Origin of the sequence: Streptomyces sp. NPDC059080, from assembly GCF_042739975.1 — a bacterium.
Lineage (GTDB): Bacteria > Actinomycetota > Actinomycetes > Streptomycetales > Streptomycetaceae > Streptomyces > Streptomyces benahoarensis.
On sequence record NZ_JBHYGX010000027.1, the window covers coordinates 18,063 to 37,343 of the forward strand.

The following is a 19,281-nucleotide window of genomic DNA, read 5'->3' on the forward strand; positions in this document are numbered from 1 at the left end:
TGTTGAATGGTCGGACTTCGTTTCGCTTCCGCTCCGGCCGGGTGCCGCACCCTCGTTCCTCGGGTACGACCCCCAACCTCCGCTGCAGCTCAACTGCGTCCTCCGCGAGGGGCCTTCCAGCGGGCGATGCCGCGGGCCACCAGGTTGAGGATCATCACGAAGGCGATGAGGACGAGGGCCGCGGCCCAGGCGCGGTCGTACGACGCCTCGGAGCCCTGCTGCCACTGCTGGAAGACGTAGAGCGGCAGGGACTGCTGGGCGTCCTGGAACGGGTTGGTGTTGATCGTCTTCGCGCCCCACACCAGCAGCATCACCGGCGCGGTCTCGCCGGTGATCCGGGCGACGGCGAGCATCACGCCGGTGGTGATGCCGCCGATCGACGTCGGCAGGACGACCTTCAGGATGGTGCGCCACTTCGGCACGCCCAGGGCGAGGGACGCCTCGCGCAGCTCGTTGGGGACGAGCTTGAGCATCTCCTCGGTGGAGCGGACCACGACCGGCACCATCAGGATCGCCAGCGCCATCGCCCCGGCGAAGCCGGACGGGCCGAAGCCGAGGATGAGGATCCAGACGGAGAGGACGAAGAGGCCGGCGACGATGGACGGGATGCCGGTCATCACGTCGACGAAGAAGGTGACGGCCTTGGCGAGGCGGCCGCGGCCGTACTCCACCAGGTAGATCGCGGTGAACAGGCCGAGCGGCGCGGCGATCAGGGTGGCGAGGCCGACCTGCTCCAGGGTGCCGATGATCGCGTGGTAGATGCCGCCGCCGGGCAGCGCGTCCGGCAGGGTGCCCATCGAGTGGGACAGGAAGTAGCCGTCCAGGACCTTGCTGCCCCGCGCGAGCGTCTCCCACAGCAGGGAGGCCAGCGGGATGACGGCGAGGAGGAACGCGATCCAGACGAGGCTGGTGGCGAGGCGGTCCTTGGCCTGCCGGGCGCCCTCGACGGCGGCGGACAGCGCGAACGTACCGGCCATGAAGAGCAGCGCGGCGATCAGGCCCCACTGGACGCGGCTGTCCAGACCGGCGGCGAGGCCGACACCGCAGCCGACGACGGCCGAGCCGAGGGCGAGGGCCGCGGGGGTCCAGCGGGGGAGCCGGGCCTGCTTGAGGGAGACCGGTACGGACGTGCCGCCGGGCCGATCGGCGAGGGCCTGCCGTTCCGTCATGACGTCGCTCACGAGTACTCCTTGCGCCGGGCGATGATCAGGCGGGCCGCGCCGTTGACGAGCAGGGTGATCACGAAGAGGACGAGGCCCGAGGCGATCAGTGCGTCCTGGCCGAAGGTGTCGGCCTCGCTGAACTTCGCGGCGATGTTCTGCGCGAAGGTGCCGCCTCCCGGGTCGAGCAGGCTCTTGCCGATCAGGAAGCTGGGGGAGAGGACCGTGGCGACGGCCATCGTCTCGCCGAGCGCGCGGCCCAGGCCCAGCATGGAGGCGCTGATGATGCCGGAGCGGCCGAAGGGGAGGACCGACATCCGGATCACCTCCCAGCGGGTGGCGCCGAGGGCCAGCGCCGCTTCCTCGTGCATCCTCGGCGCCTGGAGGAAGACCTCGCGGCTGACGCTGGTGACGATCGGCAGGATCATGATCGCCAGCAGGATGCCGACGGTGAACAGCGAACGGGCGGCGCCGCCGCCGTAGCTGAAGATGCCGGTCCAGCCGAGGTAGTCGTCGAGCCAGCCGTAGAGCCCGCTGAGGTGCGGGACGAGGAAGAGCGCGCCCCACAGGCCGTAGATGATGCTGGGCACCGCGGCGAGCAGGTCGATGACGTAGCCGAGCGGGGAGGCCAGCCTGCGCGGGGCGTAGTGCGAGATGAAGAGGGCGATACCGACGGCGACCGGGACCGCGATGACCATCGCGATGAGGGCGCTGACGACGGTGCCGAACGCCAGGACCGCGATGCCGAACTTGGGCTCGGCGCCGGTGGCGTTCCAGTCGAGGGTGGTGAAGAAGTTGGCGTGGTCGCCGGATATCGCGAGCACGGACCGGTAGGTGAGGAAGGCGGCGATGGCCGCCATGATCACCAGGAGGGTGATACCGGATCCGCGGGAGAGCCCGAGGAAGATCCGGTCACCGGGGCGCCGGGCCTTCCCCGAGACGGGGGAGGCCGGGGCCGCGGCCGGTGGGGGCGCGGCGTCGGGTGTCGCGGTTGCTGAGGGGGTCATGGATTCTCCGGTCTGCGGAGCCCGGGGGCTCCTGGCGCGGCGGTGCACCGGAAGGGCGGCGGCCCGGGGGCCGTACGGCGGGGTGACCCGGGCCGTACGGCGTGGTCAGGGCCGCCGCCCGGTGGATCAGGCGAGGGCGGCGACGGTCTTGCGGACCTTGTCGGCGATCTCGGTGGGCAGCGGGGCGTAGCCCAGGTCCTTCAGGGCGTTCTGGCCGTCCTCGCTCGCGATGTAGGTGAGGAAGGACTTGGTGGCCGGGAGGGTCTCGGCCTTGTTGCCCTTGTCGCAGGCGATCTCGTACGTCACCAGGGTGATCGGGTAGGCGCCCTCGGCCTTGGTGCCGTAGTTGAGCTGGAGGGCGAGGTCGTCGCCCTTGCCGATCTGCTTGGCCTCGGCGATCGCCTTGGAGGCGTTGTCGACGGTGGCCTCGACCGGGGCCTTGGCGCCGGTGGCGATCTTGACGGTGGGGATCTTCCCGGCGGTCGCGTACGACAGCTCGAAGTAGGAGATCGCGCCGCTGGTCTGCTTGACCTGCGAGGAGACGCCGGCGGAGCCGGAGGCCGCCTGGCCGCCCTTGCCCTCCCAGGTCTTCGCGGGCTCGTGCTTCCAGGCGCCGGGGGCGGCGCCCTTGAGGTACTTGGTGAAGTTGTCGGTGGTGCCCGAGTCGTCGGAGCGGTGGAACGCCTGGATCTTGAGGTCCGGGAGCGAGGCGCCCGGGTTGAGCTTCTTGATCGCCGGGTCGTTCCAGTTGGTGATCGACGAGTCGAAGATCTTGGCGAGGGTGGGTGCGTCGAGGACGAGGTTGTCCACGCCGGGCACGTTGTAGCCCACCGCGATCGGGCCGCCGACCATCGGCAGGTTGATGGCCTTGCCGCCCTTGCAGACCTTCTCCGACTTGGCGACCTCCTCGGGCTTGAGGGCCGAGTCGGAGCCGGCGAACGCGGTCTGGCCCTGGAGGAAGGTGGTGATGCCCGCGCCGGAGCCGGTCGGCTGGTAGTTGATCTCGGTGTCCTTGCAGCCACCGGCGTAGTTCTGCACCCAGACGTCCATGGCGTTCTTCTGCGCCGAGGAGCCGGAGGCGCGCAGCTTGCCCTTGCCCTCGCACTTGATGCTGCCGGCCTTGGCGGCGTTGCCCGCGCCACCGGAGGCGCTGGTGTCGTCGGAGCCGCACGCCGTCAGGGCCAGGGCACCGGTGACGGCGAGAGCGCCCACCGCGAGAGCGCGAACCCGGTTCTTGCGCTGAAGCTTCACTGTCGAGAGTTCCTTCCTGGGGCGCGCCGCTTCACCGGCGTGCGAGGTGTGTCAGGAGCGTGCGGAGTCAACCGGAGCCCTTATCGGTTCGCGGTGGTGACGCGCACTCGGTACGGCTGAAATTAGGCAGATCAAGTGAAGCGACCGATGGGGAAGAGTGAACGCACGGTGAACCTCATCCGTCAGCTGGGGGCGGCCGTCATGACATGCATCGGTCACCAGAAATCGGGAAATTGCGCCGCCCTCTGTCGGCTTACCGATCGGTATGACACGATCCGCGCCAACGACGACGGCGACACGAATCGGTGCGCATCGACCGGAGGTGGCGGGTGGGGATTCAGGGGGCACGGGATGCCGTACGGGGCGGAGCGGACATGGCGGATGCCGGGTGCATACGGGGTGCCGTCGCGGCGGGTGGCGGTGCGGGGGCCGGGGCCGGGCCCGGTGCCGCGCGGGGCGGTGGGGGCTCCGCGGCCGGGGGGTCCGGCTCCGCGTCCGGCCGCCGCGCCCCGCGGGGCCGGGCCGTCGCCCGCGCCGTCGTGATGCTCTGTGCGCTGGGGCTGCTCGGGCCGGTGACCCCCGCGGCGTACGCGTCGGCCGGGCGGGTGGCCGACGGGCCGGACGGGCGCACGGCCGGGCGGGAGGCGGCGGACCCCACAGCGGAGGGGCCGGAAACGGACGGGCCGGACGCGGGCGAGGCGGGCCCCGGCGCGGACCGCCTCGCGCAGGTACACCGCCGGATCGAGGCCCTCTACCGCGCCGCCGAGCGCGCCACCGACGCGTACAACGCCGCGCAGGAGCGAGTCGAGGGCGAGCAGAAGCAGATCGTCGATCTCGCCCGCCGCATCGACGGCGCGCAGCACAGGCGCGATGCGCTCAAGCGGCAGGCGGGCGTGCTGGCCAGCGCGCAGTACCGCGCCGGGGGCGTACCGGACGAGGTGCGGCTGATGCTGAACGCGGACCCCCAGGGGTACCTCGACAACGCGGTCCTGGCCCGCAAGGCCCAGCGCGCCGCCACCGATGTCGCCGGTGAACTGGGCCGTCTGGCGGCCGGGCTGCGGGACGACGCGCACTCCGCGACCGTCCGCTGGGAACGCCTCGACGCCGAACGCGCGAAGAAGGAGAAAGCGCGGCGCGACATCAAGAAGAAGCTCGACGAGGCGAAGAAAATCGAATCCCGCCTGGCCGCCGCGGAAAAGAACCGGCTGAAAGAGCTGGAGGAATCCCGGGCCCGCGCCGAACAGCAGAAATGGCTCGACACCGGCATCCTGAAGGAGATCCACAACAGAGCGTCCGGCGCCGGAAAGAAAGCCGTTTCCTTCGCGACCGCGCAGATCGGCAAGGATTATGTGTGGGGCGCCGAGGGACCGGACACCTTCGACTGCTCGGGGCTGACCCTGCGTGCCTGGCAGGCGGGGGGCCGTACGATTCCGCGGACCTCACAGGAGCAGTGGCGGCGGCTGCCCCGCGTCGCCGTCACGGATATGCGCCCGGGTGACCTGATCATCTATTTCTCCGACGCCAGCCATGTCGGCATGTATCTGGGCGACGGCGCGATCGTGCACGCGCCGCGACCGGGTCGACAGGTCACGATCGCCGGGGCGGGTTCGATGCCGATCCTCGGTGTCGTACGTCCCGATCACTGACGGGATGAGGGTGACGACCTCGCTCGCGATTGTCAGCGGCGTCGCGGGTGAGGTCGTTATCGGACGGTTGCCGGGCCGTGGCACATTGCGATCGGTTCCGGCCCCGACGGGGTGATATTCGTCATTCCCTTTCCGTCTTTTCCCGGTCTCTCCAGGTCAAATGGCTTATACGCGGCGGCATATGACGCCCTCGCGTGCCGCGGGTCATTCCGCACACGTGTCCGGTGGCGCTATGGTCGCACTCGCGGTGCCCGGTGGCGCACCCCTCACCTCCACGAGCGGCGTACGACCGGGCACGTTGGTGCGCCGGACGGCGCGCCCCGGCACCCTCGGGAGCGCCGTCACCGTGGTCTCGCGCCCGTCAGGGCGGCCCCCAGCGAGCCGGGCGTCATGTCGGCCACCACGACCCAGGGGGAGGGAAGGAAACAGAGCCATGTCCGTACCCGTACCGCACCGGCGAACGGCCGTGCTGTCACAGCAGGTGGTCCCGGCCCGTGACGTCTGCGCCGCCGCACGCCGGACGGCGGACGGCACGGCGGACGTCGGCACCGCGCCCGCGCACCTTCTCGCCACCGCCCCCGCCGGGACCAGGGCGCCGATCCCGGGCGCGCGCCGCCCCGAGGCGCCCGCCGACAACGGCTCCGGGCCCGGCCTGACCGTCCTCCTCATCGGCGACGACCCGAGCAGCACCGTCCCGGACATGTGGGACTGGGCGGGCCGCAAGGTCCGGCTGCGCACCGCCCGCAACCTCACCGAGGCGGCGCGGCTGCTCACCCACGACGTCGACTGCATCCTCCTCGACCTCGCCCCCGCCAAGGAGACCGACGGTCCGGCGGCGGACGCCGCCGCCGACACCCTCGGCGCGCTCCACGCGGTGCTGCGGATGGCCCCGGCCCACGCCGTCCTGGTGATGACGCCGGAGACCGACGCCGAACGCGCCGCCGAGGCCGTCCGCGTCGGCGCGCAGGACTACCTCTTCCGCGACGAACTGGACGGCGCGGTCCTCAGCCGCGCGGTGCGCTACGCCGTCGAACGCAAACGCGCCGACCTCGCGCAGCGCCAGCTCACCGAGTCGCGGATGCGCGCCCAGGAGAACGCCCGGCTGGAGCGCGGCCTGCTGCCGACCCCGCTGCTCGACGGCTCCGACCTGCGCTTCGCCGCCCGCTACCGCCCCGGCCGCAGCCGCGCGCTGCTCGGCGGCGACTTCTACGACACCGTCCGCATGCCGGACGGCACCGTCCACGCGATGATCGGTGACGTCTGCGGCCACGGCCCCGACGAGGCGGCGCTCGGCGTGGAGTTGCGCATCGCCTGGCGGGCGCTGACCTTCGCCGGACTCTGCGGCGACGAACTGCTCTCCACCCTCCAGAAGGTCCTGGAGCACGAGCGCGCCGACGACGAGATCTTCGCGACGCTCTGCACCGTCGACATCTCCCCGGACGGCCGCCGCGCCGGACTCTGCCTGGCGGGCCACCCGGCCCCACTGCTCTCCTGCGCAGGCGGCCCGCCGCGGCTGCTCCCGTACGAGTTCGGCGGCCCGGCGCTCGGCCTGTTGCCGTACGCCCGCTGGCCGCGCCACCAGATCGAGCTGGGCGGCGCCTGGAGCCTGATGATGTACACCGACGGCCTGATCGAGGGGCACGTCGGGGAGGGCCGGCTGCGGCTGGGCCAGGAGGGCATGGCCGAACTGGTCGCCCGCCGGATGGCGGCGGGCCTGACCGGCGAGGAACTGCTGGACACCACCCTGAACGAGGTCCGCGACCTCAACGGCGGCGAGCTGACCGACGACGTGGCGGTGCTGTTGCTGGACCGCGGGCGGGGGTGAGCGGGGGCGGGCCCGACGGCTCCTGCTCGGGGCGGAACGGCCGCGGGCTCTCAGGACCCAGGGCCCCGGAGGCCCCTCGCCTCGCTCTGCTCAGCGTCCGCCGTTGTACGGCCCGTACGGCCCGTCGGAGCTGGAGCCGCGGCGGCGCGGGCCCCCGCCGCCGGTGGCGTGGCGGAGTGCCGGGCGGACGTCGACGGTGTAGACGATCACCGCGATCACGCCGATGATCGGCAGGAACGACATCAGCGGCATGACGAAGAGCAGCAGCGTGGCGAGGGCCAGGAAGATCAGCCACATCGGCTTGGACTGCTTGTCGGCCGCGCGGTAGGCGTCGTCGCGGCGCACCGCCGCGTCGACCAGCATCACCGCGGCGTAGACGCCCAGGGCCAGCTGCGCCCAGCCCAGAAGAGACTGGAATCCGTACACCAGCACGCCGCGCACCACCTTGTCGACTCGGGCCGTCGCGGCCCACCGTACCCGGACAACGGGCCGGGCCGCCGTCGCGTGCCCGGCCCGTGTGGATAACTACGTCACTTCGCCGACGGCGGGGTGCTCCGACGCGTGGCGGGCTTGCGGGCCGGGTCCTTCTTCGCGGACTTCGCCTCGGCCGGCTTCGCGCCGTCGGCCTTCGCGGCGACCGGCTTGGCGGCGGGCTTGGCGACCGGCTTCGGCACCGCGCCGGTCCGGGACGGCTTGGCCGCGGCCTTGCCGTTGGCGGTGCCGTTCGCCATGCCGTTGGCCTTCGCCGGCTTCGGGGTGGCCTTCGGCGCCGGGTCCGGCTCGATCACCACGGCCAGCTCCTCGACGTGGTCGGCGGCGTCACCGCGCCAGCCCTGCACCGCGCCGCGGCCCCGCTCGGCCAGCCCGTCGTACGTCTCCCGCGCCCTGACCGCGTACTCGGCGGCCCGGCCGACGCCCTGGAGCGCGAGGACCTGCGCCTGCTCGCGGAGCTTCTTCAGGTCGGTGTCGAGCGAGCCCAGCAGGTCGTTGAGCTTGCCCTGGGCCTCCTTGGCCTGCTGGGCGACCCGTGCCTGGACGTCCTTGGGGTCCGTGGCCCGCACCGCCTCGATGTGCTTGGGGGCCTCCGCGCGGATCCGCTCGACCAGCACCGGCACCTCACCGAGCTTCTCGGCCGCCAGGTCGGCGGTACCGGCGAGGGCGTACAGCGGGGTCGGGTCGGTCAGGGTCTTGCGGAGGTCATCGGTGATGGCCATGAGGTGCTTCCTCCTGCATTCGGTGTCCTGATTGAGATGTCGTGCGCTCAGCCGTGGCCCGGGGCGTCGCCGGCCGGGGCGTCGCCGGCCGGGGCGTCGCTGGCTGGGGCGGCGTCCGCGTCGGTGCTGCCGTATCCGTTCTCCTTGCGGAAGGAGTCGTAGATCTGCAGCAGCACCTGCTTCTGCTTCTCGTTGAGTGCGGGGTCGGTGCGTATCGCGGTCTGCACCTCGACGCCGTCGAGTCCCTGGCGCTCGTCGAGGATCCCGGCCTGGACGTACAGCGTCTCGGCGGAGATCCGCAGCGCCTTGGCCAGCTGCTGCAGGATCTCCGCACTCGGCTTGCGCAGCCCGCGCTCGATCTGGCTGAGGTACGGGTTCGACACCCCGGCGTCCGCCGCGAGCTGCCGCAGACTCAGCTGCGCCGTGCGCCGCTGCTCTCGCAGGAATGCGCCGAGATTGCCGACGTTGAGCGATGCCATGGCCCCATCGTGCACCGCCGGTGCTAACTATTGCAAGCAGAGTGCTTGCGGGAGTGTTACGGGGATGGCGGTGGGCGGGGCGTCGTCGATGAAGGGGTCGGCGATGGTGTTCACGCCCCGCGGGAGATCTCGGCGCGGGCGTCGGCCAGCAGCTGGAGGGCGTGCTTGCGGTCCTGCTTCAGCGTGCCGTCCACGCCGTGGACGGTGACCGTGATCCGCTTCCTGCCCTCGCTCCCGTGGATGTCCAGCCTGCCGCCGACCAGGAACTCCTCGGAAGGTTCGGCCCGGTAGACGCTGCACGCCCCCTTGGGGCCCTGGAAGATCTCGGTGACCCCGTAGGCCGAGGTGTGGTGACAGACCTCGTCGACGGACTGAGCCGCCAGGGCGGGGTCCTTCCAGCTGAGGATCTCCAGCGAGAGCTTCACGTTGGTGTGCAGCGGCCCGCTCGTCCCGCGGCCGGCCTCCCTGACCGAGATGGTGACCGAGCACGACCCCTTGCCGCCCTGGATCTGCCCAAGGGTGCCGTCGAACGTGTTGTCGCCGAGCGCCGCGGCAACCGACTCCGGCTTCAGGAAGTGGCTGCAGCTCTTGTTCACGGCCTTGGCCAGCGCCGGGTCCACCGCGGGAGCGGACCCGCTCCCGCCGCCCCCTCCGCACCCGGTCACGAGCAGCAACCCCACGGCCACCCCGGCCCCAGCAGACCCAGTTCGACGCATCTTCGCCCCCAATGCCGTGGCGCGCCACCGCTCCCCATTCATGGCGGCAAGAATTTAACAGGCGTGCTGGAGACGCTGGTTGAGCCTCAAGGGTCAGAGCCTTTAGGGCGGGACGGGCCGAGGAGGCGGGCGGCCGCCCGGCGGTGGTGCGGGGCGGTCGTCGCCGCCGCGCGGAGGCGCACCCGCTCAGCCCCGACCGGCCGGGGAATTCCCCCATTCCCTTGCAGGCGCCATGGGTGTTGACTCTCTCCTGGGAACTTCCACGGGGATCTCCAGCGAACCTCCGCGGGAATCCGTCGGCAGAACCGGGTTACCGGCTATGGCGGCGAGAGGGCAGTGCGGGTGGGCCGTGGCCCGGCGTGGGGAGGGGTGGGAGCAAATGAGTCTGCGTCAGTTCGAGTACGCCTTGGCCGTTGCCGAGGAGGGATCGGTGACGGCGGCGGCGGAGCTGCTGCGCGTCGCCCAGCCGTCGGTGTCCCAGCAGATCCGCGGCCTGGAGCGGGAACTCGGCGTGGAGCTGTTCGCCCGTACGCCGACCGGACTGGTGCCCACGGTGGTCGGCCGCGCCTTCCTGCGGGACGCGGAGGCCGCGGTGAGCGCGGCGCGGCGGGCCCGGGCGACGGCGCGGGCCGGTGCCGGGGAGCTGGCGGGCGAAGTGGTGGTCGCGGCCCAGATGGGCTTCGGTGCGCGGCAGTTGCCGGGGGCGCTGGGCGCGCTGCGCCGCCGCTTCCCGCGCCTTGAGGTCACCGTCTTAGAGGAGCCCGGCTCCGCGGAGCTGGAGCGCCTGTGCCGCCGGGGCGTGCTGGATCTCGCCCTGATGGCGGCGTGCGGGCGGAGCCCCGCCGACGCCCACCGCCTCGGCGACGAGGAGTTCGTCGTGGTGCTGGGCGCCGGGCACCGCCTGCTCGCCACGGACCGGGTCGAGGTGCATGCGCTGGAGGGCGAGCCGTGGGTGCGGTTCGACCGCGACAGCGCGCTCGACGCCGTACTCCTGGACGTGCTGCGGGCCAACGGGCTGGACCCGGCCATGGCCGCCCGGGTCTCCCAGACGGCGACGGCCGTGCGCTGGGCCGCCCACGGGCTGGGGGTGACGCTCGTCCCGGCCTCCGCGGTGCCCGAAGGGTACGAGCACCTCGTACGCCCGGTGTTCCCGGCCGTGTCCCAGCCCGTCATCGCCGTGCTCCGGTCCGTCCCGGGCCCGGCGGAGACGGCCCTGCTGGAATTCCTGCGGCGGGAGGAATGGGCTGGGGCCGTTCCCGCCTCCCCGCTTTCCCCGGAAAGCGGGAAAGCGGCCGGGGCTGCCGAGGAGGGAGTGGTGGCCGCCTTCTCGCCGATTTTCTGAGTGGCGAAAGGGAAGTGGGCGCAACGGAATTTCTTTTACCGTGACCGGGCTTCCGGAATTCCGTCGGTGTCAGCCCCTCGGGAATTCGCCGCCGTCCACGACGAGCTTGCTTCCGGTCAGCCAGTCCGCCCGTCCGGAGACGAGGAACAGCACCGCGTCGGCGATGTCGTCGGGGCGGCCCTCGCGCCCCAGCGGCGCGGTGTCGTCGGCGTTGGTCGCGCCCGGCGCCGCGGCCAGGTGTGCCCACCGCTGCCGCGTCTCCTCGCCGCCAGGGGTGGCGGTCCGGCCAGGGGACACGGTGTTGACCCGGATGCCGGACGGCGCCAGCTCCGCGGCCAGCCCCCGGCTGTAGTTCTCCAGCGCCGCCTTCGCCGTCGTGTAGTGCAGGAACGGCCCCACCGGGGTGGCGACCGCGGCCGAGGAGATGTGCACGATCGCCCCCGAACGCCGCTCCCGCATCCCCGGCGCCAGCAGCGAGTCCAGCCGCACCGACGCCAGGAAATTCAGGTCCAGCGCGTCCTGCCACTCCTCGTCGGGGATGGCCGCGGCGTCCTTGTACGGCTGTGCCCCGCCGGCGTTGTGGACCAGGATGTCCACCCCGCCGAGCCGCTCCCGCGCGGCCGCGGCGAGCGCCTCCGCACCCGCCCGGGTCCGTACGTCGGCCGGTATGAAGGCGGCCCCGTCCGGCGCCGTGCCCGTCGCCGACCTGGCGGTCGTCAGCACCTCGGCGCCCGCGTCCAGGAGCCGGCGCACGACGGCCGCGCCGATGCCGCGGGTGCCGCCCGTGACCAGGGCCCGCTTTCCCGCGAGTTCCCGCTTTTCCGGTGCGTTCTCGTTCGTGGGCATGTCGGTGGTCATGTCGGTGGTCCTCTCGCTCGTGTCATTGTCCGCTCGGCGGAAGTCGCGTCACTGTCCGCTCGGCGGATAAGGGATCGACGTGCGCTCTGCGGAAAAAGGGATCGACGTGCGCGGAGCGCGAATCTTCGGGGAATTCGCGGTGGGCGCCTCGTCGAGCAGTTTCACGGTACGGACGGAAAGGAGCGGGAGGCAAAGACCAAAAGGCAGCGGGAGGTATAGGGATTTCCTATGCGGCCTGGCCCGGGGTGGCCTGGCCTGGCCTGGCCCGGCCCGGGGCGGGGCGGCCTGGCCCGGCCCGGGTCAGCCGGAGGAGACCTTCGCCGGTGCCCTGGCCGCGACCGTCGCGGGCCGCCTGAACGACCGCGGACTCTCCCGCCGCACCACCGGCATCGCCCTCGCCCGCGAGGGGTTAGCCGGGTGTTAGCCGCGCGGCAGTCGCGCGCCAGGGGCCGCGGGCAAGGTGAGTGTCGTACCGAGGAGATCACGTCACCGACTGCCCCCAGGGGGAACCCGAAATGCGCTCCAACACCGGCCGTACCGCCCGCCGCCGTACCCTGCGTGTCGCCGCCGCCGCTCTCACCATGGCCGCCGGGCTGACCCTGACCGCCTGCTCCGGCTCGGACGCCGGTGGCGCGAAGGCCGCGGGCCAGGCGGATGCGGCCGCGGCCGCCACGGGCGTCGACGCCGGTGCGGGGGCCTCCACCACGGTGCAGAACGGCGAGCCGCAGGCGGACTCCGGTACGAAGGGCGACGCGAAGACCGACGCCAAGGCGGGGGCCTCGGGCGGGCAGGCCGCCAACTCGTCCGCCGCCCAGGGAGAGCGCTGCCACACCTCCGGCCTGAAGGCGGCGTTCGCCACCGGCGGCGACGCGGCCCCCGACCCGGACGCGGAGGGCGCGACGACCACCAGCGTCGCGCTGACCAACACCAGCGGCCGCACCTGCAAGATCGGCGGCTTCCCCGGTGTGGACCTCACGTCCGAGAACGGTGGCGGCACCTGGTCGCTGGTCCGCTCGTCGGCCAAGTACAGCTCGATCACCCTGGGCCCCGGCGACACCACCGACTTCACGATCAACCTCGGCCTGGCCCACGAGGGCGACGACGGCGCCTGGAAGCCCGCCTACGCGGAGATCACCCCGCCGAACGAGACCACCTCGCTGAAGGTCGAGTGGCCCTGGGGCCCGCTCGTCGACCAGTCCGCCGCCACCCACCCGGTCACCTTCGTCAACCCCATCGGCTGACCCAATCCGGCGGGCCCGGTTCGCGACGTGACTACACAGGGGGCAGGGAGTGGGGCGGGATCATGTACGTCCCTCCGCGGTGCGGGCCTTCACACCTCGGGGCCGCCTTGCAGGAGAACCCTCTCCCCTTGCAGTTCCGGCACCGGTGCATGGCGACAGCGGAAGTGCCTTGCCCGTAGTAGGTGATGGCGAGGGTTGCCTCTGCTTTCTGTCCCGCCCCTCCGCACCCGTCACAGCCCGAGTGTGGCCCCGGACAGATGGGGTCGTCGTCCTGCTCGCTGTAGTCAGTCATCAGCCCCTGTCGCCTCCCTCAATCCACCCGTTGACGCAGGCGGTGCACGTCTGCTCTTCGTACGCCGAGCCGCCCTGGTTGTCGCCCATGTCGTGCGCCCGCGGAATCAGTTTGTATGCCTGGCCGCCGCACTCGGTGTGCACTGCTGCATGGTGAACTCCTGCCTGCTGGACGCTACTTCAGCAGATCGGTGCCACTCGTAGCCAGCGACGATGCGCCCCGGTCCCGGTGTTCGGTGCACGGTAAGGCGGAACTGTTCGACGCCGTGTGTGCGGCGCAGCATGGACGCCACGGTGCGCCCGTACACAGCCGTCACAGCTTCCGACTCGGGAGGGGGAGTCGGTTTCGGGCACGGGGGTCCTCCGAAGGAAAGCGTGGATGGCGGTGGCGGTGGCGGTGGCGAGCGCACCGCACATGGCAGGACCCCGGCCGGAAGCGGCCCCGCGCCGCACCCGGCCCGTGCCCGCCCCGCCCGGGGCCCGTACCCCAGGGGCGCCGCCCCGCTCAGCCCGCCTTGAACAGCTTCAGCAGCTCCGTCTTCTCGAACATCCGGGCCGTGTCGACGGCCGACGGTGTGCCCGCGGCCGGGTCCGCGCCGTGGGCCACCAGGACCTTCACGACCTCGTCCTCGCCCTTGAAGACCGCGCCCGCCAGCGGTGTCTGGCCGCGGTCGTTGGTGCGGTCGGCGTCCGCGCCGCGCCGCAGCAGCGCCGCCACGGTGGCCGCGTGGCCGTGGTACGCGGCCAGCATGACCAGCGAATCGCCCTTCTCGTCGGTCAGGTTGGCCGGTACCCCGGCGTCCACGTACGCGGCGACGGTGTCCGTGTCGCCATGGCGCGCGAGATCGAACACCTTGGCCGCGAGCTGTAGCACCTCGGGGTCGTGGGCGTGCTCGATCGCCTCGGGCCCCTGCGGTCCGGTGTGCGCATCGCTCATGATCGCCGGCCTCCTGCTGTGATCGTCCCCAACTGGCTGTCGCCGCCACTGTAGGCACGGCCCGTGCCCTTTGTGCAGGCCAACGCCGTACGAGGAGGGAACACCACGCGACCGGAACGCAGACCGGCCGGGCGCGCGACGGACGGCCGGACGCCGCAGCCCCGGCGGGGACGCGGGGCCCCGGCGGGGACGCGGGGCGACAGCCAGGCCGCGCCGGACACCCGCCACCGGGCCCCGGCGTGCCCCGCTCCCGGGCGCCTCAGAACGCCGCCCGAACCTCTCCCACCCGGACGCCGCCACCCAGCAGCGGCATATCCTCGATCCGGTCCAGGACCGGCGCCTCGATGCCCATCCCGCGCAGCGTGCGGGCCAGTACCGGGCCCAGGGTGCGGGTGTTCCCGTCGTCGATCTTGAAGGCGAGGGCCCGGCCGTCGGGCAGGGCCAGGGCCTGGACGGCCTCCGCGCCCATCTTCGACAGCGTGCCGGGCAACTCCCGCATCAGCCAGGTGTCCGGGCGCCGGGTCCCCGCGACGTACTCGGGGTGCGCGCGCATCGCGTCGGCGACCCGCCGCTCGGGCGTGCCCGGCTCGGCGAGGACGAAGCTCCGGAACGACCGGGCCAGACCCGTCAGCGACAGCGACATCAGCGGTGCGCCGCAGCCGTCCGTGCCGATGTGCGCCACCTCCTCGCCGCTCGCCGCGCGCACGCTCTCCAGGACCAGCTGCTGGAGCGGGTGGTCCTGGTCGAGGTAGGTCTCCGTCGGCCAGCCGTTGGCGACGCAGGCGGCGAGCATCGCGGTGTGCTTGCCGGAGCAGTTCATCGTGAGAGGGGAGCGGACCTGCCCGGACGCCAGGTACAGCTCGGCCTCCTCGGGGTCCAGCGGGAGGTCCGGCGGTGTCTGGAGCTGCGCCGCGTCGAGCCGGAACTCGTCGAGCATCGTCCGCACGAGCTCCAGGTGGAACGCCTCGCCGGAGTGGCTGGCCGCCGCCAGCGCGAGCCGTTCGCCGGACAGCTCCAGGCCCGCCCGCAGCAACGCGGCGGCCTGCATCGGCTTGTTCGTGGAACGGGGGAAGACGGGGGCGTCGACGTCACCGAGCGCGGTCGCGACGCTGCCGTCGGCGGCCAGCACTACCAGGGAGCCGCGGTGGCGCCCCTCGACGAAACCGGAGCGGACGACCTCGGCGAGGACCGGGGCGTTCGGAGTGGCCGGAGTGGCCGGGGACTCCGGGCGGTCGGATATCGGGCGGGACGGAGACATCGGTGAGCCTTCCGGGAACGTGACCGGCCCTCCCCGGAAGGCTTGTGGCCCAGGTCAGGACAGCAGGTCGTCTACTTGCGCTTCCCCCTCACGGTACCTGCGGGCGATTTCGGTGCTGCAATCGTCGGCCATCCGCTGGAGCGACTGCCGCCGCCCGGAGACCTGCTGCTCGTACCGGACCAGCCGGGTCATCGCCTCCGTCAGCTCACCGCCCGTCCGCGCCCCCAGATCGGACAGCTCGACCTCGCCGAGCATGTCGTCGGCGAGCCGCCGGTACTCCTCACCGTGCGGCGTGCCGACCGTGACGTGCCGGGCGGACGAGCGGTGGCGGGACGGGACGTCCGCCAGGATCTCCGGCAGCCGGTCCAGCAGCGGCGGCAGCGGCGCCGCCCGGCGGGCCAGCTCCGCCCGGAGGATGTCGATCCGGCCCTGGAGCAGCCGCCGCAGATAGCTGAGATCGGCCTCCTCGCGCTGCGCGTCACGCCGCAGCACCCGCAGCTCGGGCAGGCCGGGGGCGGTCAGATCCGGCTGGACGACCGGATGGAAGCGGTCGCGTTGCTGCGGTGGGCGGTGCTGCGACCGGCCGGCTTGGAGCATGGGGCCATCCTCGGTGCGGGCGCCGTCGGCGGGGGCCGTAGCCAGGGTCGTCCGACGGGCGGCGGCCGGTGCCGGAGCGGCACTCGGGGTCGTACGGGCGGGTGGTACGGGACCGGGGATCCGCCCGGCGCCGGCAGTGCTCATGAGTGGTTCCGTCCCCTCGTCCGGTGCGGCATCCAGGGCATGTTGTCCATGAAACGCACCACGTGCACGCATCGTGCCACTCTGGGCGGTCCGTATGCAGGGCCATGACACCCGAACGGCCCTCGGAGGGGCACGGCTGTCCGAACGCCTCGCGGGCCCGGCATGATGGCGGGTATGCGAGCAGTGGTGCAGAGAGTGGACGGCGCACGCGTCGTCGTGGACGGCGAGACGGTCGGCGAGATCGTCGGCGAGGGACTGTGCGTGCTGGTCGGGGTCACGCACGACGACACGGCGGAGAAGGCGGCGCAGCTCGCCCGGAAGCTGTGGTCGGTGCGGATCCTCCAGGGCGAGAAGTCCTGCTCGGACACGGCCGCCCCGCTGCTGGTCATCAGCCAGTTCACTCTCTACGGTGACGCGCGCAAGGGCCGTCGCCCCACCTGGAACGCGGCCGCGCCCGGCCCCGTCGCCGAACCGCTCGTCGACGAGGTGGTCGCGCAGCTGCGGGCCCTCGGCGCCCAGGTGGAGACCGGCCGGTTCGGCGCGGACATGAAGGTGTCGCTGACGAACGACGGGCCGTTCACGGTGCTCGTCGAGGTGTGACACCCACCCACACCCACCGTTCCCGTCCCGGCATGACGACGGCCGCGGCCCCTGCGAGAGGGGACCGCGGCCGTCGCCGTACGAGAGGGCGCTCTACGGCGCGACCACGACCTCCTGGGCCGCGGCGGTGCCCTCGGCGCTCAGCGGGGCGTCGACGGGGACGTTCCGCTTGATCAGCCCGAGGGCGATCGGGCCCAGCTCGTGGTGGCGGGCCGACGTGGTGACGAAGCCGATCTGACGGCCCTCGGGACCGTCGGCGGCGAGCCGCAACGGCGTGCCGTGCGGCGGCAGATGCACCTCGCTGCCGTCCAGGTGCAGGAAGACCAGACGGCGCGGCGGCCTCCCCAGGTTGTGGACGCGGGCGACGGTCTCCTGGCCGCGGTAGCAGCCCTTCTGGAGATGGACCGCGGTCTCCAGCCAGCCCAGCTCGTGCGGGATGGTGCGGTGGTCGGTCTCCAGGCCCAGCCGCGGGCGGTGCGCCTCGACGCGCAGCGCCTCCAGGGCGAGGATGCCGACCGCCGGGCCGTGCGCGGCGGCGAAGGCGTCCAGGCCGGCGCGCGGCAGGAACAGGTCCCGGCCGTGCGGCGTCTCGCGGACGACGGTGCCCTCGGGCGCCTCGGCGATCGAACCGGCCGGGAGGTGCACCACGGCGATGTCCGCGGTGCGGTCGGTGACCTCGACGCGGTAGAAGAACTTCATGCTCTCCAGATAGGCGATCACCGCCTCCTGGTCGCCCGGCTCGGTGTGCAGCCAGGTCGTCTCCCCGTCGTCGACGAGGTAGAGCGCGTGCTCGATATGGCCGTGCGGGGAGAGGATCAGCGCCTCGGTGGCCTGTCCGGGCGGCAGGTCGCTGACGTGCTGGGTGACCAGCAGATGCAGCCAGTTCAGCCGCTCCGGGCCGGTGACGGTGAGGACGCCGCGGTGCGAGAGGTCCACGAAACCGGAGCCGTCCGCCAGCGCGCGTTGTTCGCGGAAGAGGTCACCGTAGTGCGCGGCGACGCCTTCGTCGGGGGCCTCGGCGGGGACGGCACCGGGCAGCGACAGCAGGGAACTCTTCATGCCGCCAGCCTACGGCCCGGCCGCCCGCCACAGGGATCGCGGTACGGGGCCGCCCGGCCGGGCGGAGGAGAGGGTGCGGCGGGCCCTCACGCCTCGCCGCCCGCCGCTCTCACGCCTCGCCGCCCGCCGCTCTCACGCCTCGTCGCCCGCCGCCTCCGCGCCGTCCTCCTGCTGCCGGGCCGCCTTCTCCGTACAGGCCCGGCAGCGGCCGAAGATGGCGAAGTGCTTCAGGTCGGTGGTGAAGCCGAACTGTTCGCGCAGCACGGCGGTGAACGGCTCGGCCACCGACAGGTCCGCCTCGATCACGTCCGTGCAGTCCCGGCAGACCAGATGCATGTGGTGGTGGCGGTCGGCGAGGTGGTACGTCGCCGAGCCGTGCCCGAGGTGGGCGTGGCTGACCAGCCCCAGCTCCTCCAGCAGCTCCAGCGTGCGGTAGACGGTGGAGATGTTCACGCTGCCCGCGGTCTTGCGCACCTCGGTGAGGACGTCGTCCGGGGTCGCATGCTCCAGTCTGTCGACGGCTTCCAGCACGAGCTGGCGCTGGGGCGTCAGCCGGTAGCCGCGTTTGCGGAGGTCGCTCTGCCAGTCGGTGCTCACCACGCCCCCAGTGTAGGGAGCGCCCGGCCGCCCGAGGAGTCAGTCGGCGCGCCCGGCGGCGAGGTAGCGGGCCAGGGAGCGGACTGCCGCCGGGTTGCGGGGCGATTCGACGAGGTCGGCGTAGTCCAGCGTGAAGATCCGGCGGTGCTTGACGGCGGAGACGTGCGCCAGCGGCTTGTAGGAGAGCAGGAAGTCCTTCTTCTGCGCGGCGGTCGGGGAGCCGTAGTCGTTGATCACGATCACGTCGGGGTCGCGTTCGACGACGGTCTCCCAGCCGATGGTGGTCCAGGTGTCCTTGAGGTCCTTGGTGATGTTGACGCCGCCCGCCTTGGTGATGATGTCGTCAGGACCGGCGAAGGCGCCCGCGGTCAGCGGCTTGTCGGTGCCGCTGTCGTAGAGGAAGACGGAGGGCTTCTTCCCGTCCGCGGCGTGCGCGGCGCGGACCTCGGCGATCTGCGCGCGGTACTCCTTGACCAGCTTCGCGGCACGGTCCTCGACGTGGAAGATCTTCCCGAGGTTCGTCAGGTCGGTGTAGAGCGCCTCCAGCGGCGGCATCACCCCGCGGGCGCTGCCGGAGCCGCCGTTGCGGCACGACTCGGTCAGCACGTACGCGCCGATGCCGAGCTTCTTGAGGGAGGCGGGCGTGAGGTCGTTGCCCTCGCCGAAGCCGTAGTTCCAGCCCGCGAGGACGAGATCGGCGTGGGCGTCGAGCGCGATCTCCTTGGTGATCGCCTTCTTCGACAGCCACGGCACCTTGTCGTACGCGTCCCGCCAGGCGACCTTGTCGATCCGGCCCCGGTACGACGGCATGACGTACCCGGCCATCCGGTCCTCCAGACCGAGCGCCAGCATCAGATCGGTGATGCCGACGTCGTTGGTGACGACCCGGGACGGCTTCCGGTCGAAGGTCAGGCCGGTGCCGCAGTTCTTGATGGTGACCGGGTAACCGGCGGCGTCCTTGCGGTCGGCGCTGTCGTCGGGGGCGACCTTCGCGCCGCAGCCGGTGAGGGCCAGCGCGAGAACGGAGAGCAGGGCGGCGGGGCGGCGGAACATCGGGGG

20 protein-coding genes are annotated in these 19,281 nt (G+C 72.4%); 5 read left to right on the forward strand and 15 right to left on the reverse strand.

All coding sequences use genetic code 11. The features are described 5' to 3' along the window. Nucleotides 1-89: 89 nt before the first annotated feature. The 3 genes from pstA to pstS form a co-directional block, all read right to left on the reverse strand. Nucleotides 90-1,181, reverse strand: a complete 1,092-nt coding sequence (gene pstA / locus ACFWWQ_RS20700; protein ID WP_384598157.1) for a phosphate ABC transporter permease PstA — start codon at nt 1,179-1,181, stop codon at nt 90-92. Next, nucleotides 1,178-2,167 (reverse strand): phosphate ABC transporter permease subunit PstC, encoded by a 990-nt coding sequence (gene pstC / locus ACFWWQ_RS20705; RefSeq protein WP_384598159.1) that lies wholly within the window; start codon nt 2,165-2,167, stop codon nt 1,178-1,180. The genes pstA and pstC overlap by 4 nt, the downstream gene beginning before the upstream one ends. A gap of 126 nt (nt 2,168-2,293) precedes the next feature. Then, the gene (gene pstS / locus ACFWWQ_RS20710; protein WP_384598161.1) at nt 2,294-3,418 is read right to left on the reverse strand and encodes a phosphate ABC transporter substrate-binding protein PstS; all 1,125 of its coding nucleotides are present in this window, start codon (nt 3,416-3,418) and stop codon (nt 2,294-2,296) included. Between the two features lie 542 nt (nt 3,419-3,960). Here pstS and ACFWWQ_RS20715 point away from each other — a divergent pair. Together ACFWWQ_RS20715 and ACFWWQ_RS20720 are read left to right on the forward strand one after the other, a co-directional pair. Further along, nucleotides 3,961-5,064, forward strand: a complete 1,104-nt coding sequence (locus ACFWWQ_RS20715) for an NlpC/P60 family protein (RefSeq protein ID WP_384598258.1) — start codon at nt 3,961-3,963, stop codon at nt 5,062-5,064. 433 nt (nt 5,065-5,497) lie between these two features. Next, a complete protein-coding gene (locus tag ACFWWQ_RS20720; RefSeq protein ID WP_384598163.1) occupies nt 5,498-6,889 on the forward strand; it encodes a PP2C family protein-serine/threonine phosphatase in 1,392 nt (463 codons plus the stop codon). 90 nt (nt 6,890-6,979) lie between these two features. On the opposite strand, the gene ACFWWQ_RS20725 is transcribed toward ACFWWQ_RS20720, so the two are convergent. The 4 genes from ACFWWQ_RS20725 to ACFWWQ_RS20740 form a co-directional block, all read right to left on the reverse strand. Beyond that, nucleotides 6,980-7,321 (reverse strand): DUF2516 family protein, encoded by a 342-nt coding sequence (locus ACFWWQ_RS20725; RefSeq protein ID WP_384598164.1) that lies wholly within the window; start codon nt 7,319-7,321, stop codon nt 6,980-6,982. Between the two features lie 98 nt (nt 7,322-7,419). Next, a complete protein-coding gene (locus ACFWWQ_RS20730; RefSeq protein ID WP_384598166.1) occupies nt 7,420-8,103 on the reverse strand; it encodes a hypothetical protein in 684 nt (227 codons plus the stop codon). A gap of 47 nt (nt 8,104-8,150) precedes the next feature. Beyond that, nucleotides 8,151-8,582, reverse strand: coding sequence for a helix-turn-helix domain-containing protein (locus ACFWWQ_RS20735; RefSeq protein WP_384598168.1), 432 nt, complete (start codon nt 8,580-8,582; stop codon nt 8,151-8,153). 110 nt (nt 8,583-8,692) lie between these two features. Then, complete coding sequence (locus tag ACFWWQ_RS20740) at nt 8,693-9,202, reverse strand: hypothetical protein (RefSeq protein WP_384598170.1); 510 nt, start codon at nt 9,200-9,202, stop codon at nt 8,693-8,695. Nucleotides 9,203-9,677: 475 nt separating this feature from the next. Between ACFWWQ_RS20740 and ACFWWQ_RS20745 the strand changes: the two genes are divergently transcribed. Then, on the forward strand, nt 9,678-10,640 hold the full coding sequence (locus ACFWWQ_RS20745; protein ID WP_384598172.1) for a LysR family transcriptional regulator: 963 nt from the start codon (nt 9,678-9,680) through the stop codon (nt 10,638-10,640). Nucleotides 10,641-10,709: 69 nt separating this feature from the next. On the opposite strand, the gene ACFWWQ_RS20750 is transcribed toward ACFWWQ_RS20745, so the two are convergent. Continuing rightward, nucleotides 10,710-11,486, reverse strand: a complete 777-nt coding sequence (locus ACFWWQ_RS20750) for an oxidoreductase (RefSeq protein WP_384598260.1) — start codon at nt 11,484-11,486, stop codon at nt 10,710-10,712. A 527-nt stretch (nt 11,487-12,013) separates the two neighbouring features. Between ACFWWQ_RS20750 and ACFWWQ_RS20755 the strand changes: the two genes are divergently transcribed. Next, nucleotides 12,014-12,739, forward strand: coding sequence for a DUF4232 domain-containing protein (locus ACFWWQ_RS20755; protein ID WP_384598174.1), 726 nt, complete (start codon nt 12,014-12,016; stop codon nt 12,737-12,739). A 291-nt stretch (nt 12,740-13,030) separates the two neighbouring features. Here the strand turns inward: ACFWWQ_RS20755 and ACFWWQ_RS20760 are convergent, their stop codons facing one another. The 4 genes from ACFWWQ_RS20760 to ACFWWQ_RS20775 all read right to left on the reverse strand — a co-directional run bounded on the left by ACFWWQ_RS20760 (nt 13,031) and on the right by ACFWWQ_RS20775 (nt 15,822). Continuing rightward, nucleotides 13,031-13,174, reverse strand: coding sequence for a hypothetical protein (locus ACFWWQ_RS20760; RefSeq protein ID WP_384598175.1), 144 nt, complete (start codon nt 13,172-13,174; stop codon nt 13,031-13,033). A gap of 361 nt (nt 13,175-13,535) precedes the next feature. Beyond that, on the reverse strand, nt 13,536-13,967 hold the full coding sequence (locus ACFWWQ_RS20765; RefSeq protein WP_384598177.1) for an ankyrin repeat domain-containing protein: 432 nt from the start codon (nt 13,965-13,967) through the stop codon (nt 13,536-13,538). A 259-nt stretch (nt 13,968-14,226) separates the two neighbouring features. Continuing rightward, a complete protein-coding gene (locus tag ACFWWQ_RS20770; RefSeq protein WP_384598179.1) occupies nt 14,227-15,225 on the reverse strand; it encodes an asparaginase in 999 nt (332 codons plus the stop codon). A gap of 54 nt (nt 15,226-15,279) precedes the next feature. Then, the gene (locus ACFWWQ_RS20775) at nt 15,280-15,822 is read right to left on the reverse strand and encodes an ABC transporter substrate-binding protein (RefSeq protein ID WP_384598181.1); all 543 of its coding nucleotides are present in this window, start codon (nt 15,820-15,822) and stop codon (nt 15,280-15,282) included. A 318-nt stretch (nt 15,823-16,140) separates the two neighbouring features. Here ACFWWQ_RS20775 and dtd point away from each other — a divergent pair, with 318 nt between their 5' ends. Continuing rightward, entirely contained in the window at nt 16,141-16,566 is a 426-nt protein-coding gene (gene dtd / locus ACFWWQ_RS20780) for a D-aminoacyl-tRNA deacylase (RefSeq protein WP_384598183.1), read from the forward strand. A 93-nt stretch (nt 16,567-16,659) separates the two neighbouring features. Here the strand turns inward: dtd and ACFWWQ_RS20785 are convergent, their stop codons facing one another. The 3 genes from ACFWWQ_RS20785 to ACFWWQ_RS20795 all read right to left on the reverse strand — a co-directional run bounded on the left by ACFWWQ_RS20785 (nt 16,660) and on the right by ACFWWQ_RS20795 (nt 19,275). Further along, nucleotides 16,660-17,625 (reverse strand): YgfZ/GcvT domain-containing protein, encoded by a 966-nt coding sequence (locus ACFWWQ_RS20785; RefSeq protein ID WP_384598185.1) that lies wholly within the window; start codon nt 17,623-17,625, stop codon nt 16,660-16,662. A gap of 132 nt (nt 17,626-17,757) precedes the next feature. Beyond that, a complete protein-coding gene (locus ACFWWQ_RS20790; protein ID WP_384598187.1) occupies nt 17,758-18,225 on the reverse strand; it encodes a Fur family transcriptional regulator in 468 nt (155 codons plus the stop codon). 36 nt (nt 18,226-18,261) lie between these two features. Continuing rightward, complete coding sequence (locus ACFWWQ_RS20795; protein ID WP_384598189.1) at nt 18,262-19,275, reverse strand: ABC transporter substrate-binding protein; 1,014 nt, start codon at nt 19,273-19,275, stop codon at nt 18,262-18,264. Nucleotides 19,276-19,281 lie beyond the last annotated feature (6 nt).

Coding starts and splice junctions, on each gene's coding strand:
- pstC (WP_384598159.1), bottom strand. CDS start 2,167: ATGACCCCCTCAGCAACCGCGACACCCGACGCCGCGCCCCCACCGGCC.
- ACFWWQ_RS20715 (WP_384598258.1), top strand. CDS start 3,961: ATGCTCTGTGCGCTGGGGCTGCTCGGGCCGGTGACCCCCGCGGCGTAC.
- ACFWWQ_RS20720 (WP_384598163.1), top strand. CDS start 5,498: ATGTCCGTACCCGTACCGCACCGGCGAACGGCCGTGCTGTCACAGCAG.
- ACFWWQ_RS20730 (WP_384598166.1), bottom strand. CDS start 8,103: ATGGCCATCACCGATGACCTCCGCAAGACCCTGACCGACCCGACCCCG.
- ACFWWQ_RS20735 (WP_384598168.1), bottom strand. CDS start 8,582: ATGGCATCGCTCAACGTCGGCAATCTCGGCGCATTCCTGCGAGAGCAG.
- ACFWWQ_RS20745 (WP_384598172.1), top strand. CDS start 9,678: ATGAGTCTGCGTCAGTTCGAGTACGCCTTGGCCGTTGCCGAGGAGGGA.
- ACFWWQ_RS20750 (WP_384598260.1), bottom strand. CDS start 11,486: ATGCCCACGAACGAGAACGCACCGGAAAAGCGGGAACTCGCGGGAAAG.
- ACFWWQ_RS20755 (WP_384598174.1), top strand. CDS start 12,014: ATGCGCTCCAACACCGGCCGTACCGCCCGCCGCCGTACCCTGCGTGTC.
- ACFWWQ_RS20765 (WP_384598177.1), bottom strand. CDS start 13,967: ATGAGCGATGCGCACACCGGACCGCAGGGGCCCGAGGCGATCGAGCAC.
- ACFWWQ_RS20770 (WP_384598179.1), bottom strand. CDS start 15,225: ATGTCTCCGTCCCGCCCGATATCCGACCGCCCGGAGTCCCCGGCCACT.
- ACFWWQ_RS20775 (WP_384598181.1), bottom strand. CDS start 15,822: ATGCTCCAAGCCGGCCGGTCGCAGCACCGCCCACCGCAGCAACGCGAC.
- dtd (WP_384598183.1), top strand. CDS start 16,141: ATGCGAGCAGTGGTGCAGAGAGTGGACGGCGCACGCGTCGTCGTGGAC.
- ACFWWQ_RS20785 (WP_384598185.1), bottom strand. CDS start 17,625: ATGAAGAGTTCCCTGCTGTCGCTGCCCGGTGCCGTCCCCGCCGAGGCC.
- ACFWWQ_RS20795 (WP_384598189.1), bottom strand. CDS start 19,275: ATGTTCCGCCGCCCCGCCGCCCTGCTCTCCGTTCTCGCGCTGGCCCTC.